Source organism: Aeromonas cavernicola (assembly GCF_002795305.1).
GTDB lineage: Bacteria > Pseudomonadota > Gammaproteobacteria > Enterobacterales > Aeromonadaceae > Aeromonas > Aeromonas cavernicola.
The window spans coordinates 1-1623 of sequence record NZ_PGGC01000262.1 but is presented as its reverse complement, the minus strand read 5'-3'; the positions used below and the strand labels follow the sequence as shown (position 1 = coordinate 1623).

Sequence of the window (1623 nt, the reverse complement as noted above, 5' to 3'; positions counted from 1 at the left end):
CAGCTGGGCGGCAATGCGGCTATTGAGGTCGCGCAAGTCCTGCATCAGCTGCTGCTGTTGCTGCTCGTGCTTGAGGGTGGTGGAGAGGCTCACCTGCTGGCTTACCCAATGCTCGCGGGTCGCTTCGTCCATCAGCGCCACGTCGCCGAGGCGCTGGGCGATGGTGGCCAGCTTCTGCTGCTCTTCCCGCGCCCGTTCATAGGTCTGGATGGAGATGGCGGAGTAGAGCTCGGTGCCTGTCATCCGTTCGAGCAGGGCGGAGCGCTCGTTGGCATCCGATTTGAGAAAGGCGGCAAACTCCCCCTGCGGCAGGATCACCGCGCGGCGAAACTGCTCCCAGGAGAGACCCACCAGCTCGTCAATGCGATCCTGCAGCTCCCGTTTGCTGCCGGAGAAGACCTGCCCGGACTCCACATCGGTCAGGGTTCGCTCTTGCGCCTGAAAGCGCCCCTCCGAGCGGTTGCGCGCCCGGCGCACCGCCCAGCGGGCCAGCCAGATGCGGCCATCGCAGCCACGAAACTGCACCTCGGCAAAGCCGCTGGCATGGCCGCGGCTGAGGATGCCGCGTACGTCGTTGGCCTTGAGCTTCTCTTCATCATCCATGCGGCCCACTTCGGCCACGTTTTTGCGATTGGCGATAAAGCGCGGCATCTCGTCGTAGAGGGCGAGACAAATGGCGTCGAGCAGGGTGCTCTTGCCGGCACCTGTGTTACCGGTGATGGCAAACAGACCGGCAGCGCCGAGCGCCCCCTTGGTAAAGTCGATGGTGAAGGGGCCGGTCAGACTGGCCAGATTCTCACCAGACAGAGACAAGATTTTCATTGTGAATTGCACTCCTTCATCCGTGCCGCTTTCTTCGCAGGGAGGTTGGCTCTGCCCAGACTCTCACCGGATGGGGCCAAGATTTTCATTGGTTTGACTCCTTCACCTGCTCCAGGATCTCTTCAAACGAGGCAACCAACCCCGCCTCGGGCTCCCCTTCGAACTGGCGCTGATAGCAGAGGCGAAACACCTCAGTGGGGGAGAGCTCATCGAGCCTGCGCCGCTCGCGACCATCGGCCAGCCCTTCGCCCGAGCCCTGATACTGGGTGCTGATGCGGGCCAGACGCACCGGTTTGTCGGCGATGGCTGCCAGAATCCGTTCGCGGATGCGGGCCTCGGGCTTGGGCAGCAGCAGCCGTACTTCGAGGAAGGGTTGTGCTTCTTGTGGACTGGCGGGCAGCTCGAGCGATGCGATGGCGTTCAGCGCGTCGTTGAGGCTGCTCTGGGGCAGGCGGATCATCTCCACCGCGCGGGGCACCGGGATCCGCTCCAGCCCAGCCAGTTTCCCCTCTGCAAAGGTCACTTCCAGCACCTGATGGTTGTAGTTGGCTTCGGCAAGCGAGAGCGGCAGCGGCGAACCGCTGTAGTGCACTCCCTCGGCCGGGCTCTGGGCCAGATGGAGGTGGCCGAGCGCCGTGTAGTCTGCACCGGCAAAGAGTTCGGCAGGCAGGGCGTGCTGGTTGCCGCCGAGCACCCGCTGTTCCGACAGCTCGGAGGGCTGGTCCGCCGCCAGATAGGCATGGCCCATGGCGATGAGTGGCAGATCCTCCCCGCAGCGGGCGCGCCCTCCGGCCAGCACCT

At 64.4% G+C, this 1623-nt stretch carries 2 protein-coding genes; both read right to left on the bottom strand.

Annotated elements, in window-relative coordinates; all coding sequences use genetic code 11:
• A partial coding sequence (locus CUC53_RS18415) for an AAA family ATPase (RefSeq protein WP_157798336.1) occupies positions 1-822 on the bottom strand: 822 nt, incomplete at its 3' end.
• Positions 823-907: 85 nt separating this feature from the next.
• Positions 908-1623: exonuclease SbcCD subunit D C-terminal domain-containing protein (locus tag CUC53_RS18410; protein WP_201796805.1), on the bottom strand; the 716-nt coding region annotated here is incomplete at its 5' end.